Annotated in this window: 2 protein-coding genes; both read left to right on the top strand. The window is 68.1% G+C overall.

Annotated features, from left to right (window positions below; all coding sequences use genetic code 11):
- The coding region (locus AB0B89_RS36495; protein WP_358562388.1) for a hypothetical protein at positions 1 to 332 on the top strand (332 nt) is incomplete at its 5' end.
- A 10-nt stretch (positions 333 to 342) separates the two neighbouring features.
- The coding region (locus AB0B89_RS36500; RefSeq protein WP_358562391.1) for a DnaB-like helicase C-terminal domain-containing protein at positions 343 to 1,300 on the top strand (958 nt) is incomplete at its 3' end.

Genomic DNA, 1,300 nt, shown 5'->3' on the forward strand with positions numbered 1-1,300 from the left:
CCGTCAAGGCCATCAGGAACCGCACAGGGATATCGACCCGCATGCAGCAGGGCTACCGCGCCGAGTCGGGCCTGGAGTTCACGGTGGAGCCGTGGTGCGCCCCTGGAGCCGGCGACATCCAGGTGAAGCAGGAGTACCGTGCACGGGCCGAGGAGGTGCTGAAGGTGATCGCCATCTACGAGTCCGAGCCGCTGGCTGACCCGTTCGACCTGGTGCGACGCCTCGGCATGATGGACCAGCGCACCCACTCGGCGCTCAGCTGGGAGGCCTGCGCGCCGCCCGAGCCATACCACGGAAGCTCGGAGCAGACCGGCATGCGACTGGCAGCGTGAGAGGAACCAGGTGACCATCACAGAGCCCGCGGGCGTCACCATCGGGCGCACGCCGCCGAACAACATCGAGGCCGAACAGTCGGTGCTCGGCGCGATGTTGCTGTCCAAGGACGCCATCGCCGATGTCGTGGAGACCGTCCGCCAAGAGGACTTCTACCGGCCGGCCCACCAGATCATCTACGGCGTCATCCTGGACCTGTACGGCCAGGGCGAGCCGGCCGACTCTGTCACCCTGTTCGGGGAACTCACCAAACGCGGCGACCTCGGCCGCGTCGGCGGCGGCGCCTACGTGCACACCCTCACCGCGGTGGTGCCCACGGCCGCGAACGCCGGCTACTACGCCAAAATCGTGCAGGAGCAGGCGATCCTGCGGCGGCTGGTCGAGGCCGGCACCCGCATCGTGTCCTACGGGTACGGCGGACAGAACGAAGAGGTCGACACCCTGGTCGACCGGGCGCAAGCCGAGGTGTACGCGGTCACCGATCGCCGCCTCAGCGAGGACTACCGGCCGATCGCCGAGATCATGCCGGACACCTTCGACGAACTGGAGGCGATCAGCGGGCGTGGCAGCGGGCTGATCGGCGTCCCGACCGGCTTCGCCGACCTGGACGAGCTGACGCAGGGCTTGCACCCCGGACAAATGGTGGTGGTAGCTGCAAGGCCTGCCGTGGGGAAATCGACCCTGGGACTGGATTGCGCCCGCAGCGCCTCCATAAAGCACGGGCTGACGTCCGTCGTGTTCTCCTTGGAGATGTCCCGCACGGAGATCGTCATGCGGATGCTGTCGGCCGAGGCTCGCGTTGCCCTGCACCGGATGCGCTCGGGACACCTGGACGAGGACGACTGGGTGCGGCTGGCGCGGCGCATGGGCCAGGTGGCCGAGGCGCCGCTGTTCATCGACGACTCCCCGAACATGTCGATGATGGAGATCCGCGCCAAGTGCCGCCGCCTCAAGCAGCGCAACGACC

Source organism: Sphaerisporangium sp. NPDC049002, from assembly GCF_040649355.1.
Classification (GTDB): Bacteria; Actinomycetota; Actinomycetes; order Streptosporangiales; family Streptosporangiaceae; genus Sphaerisporangium.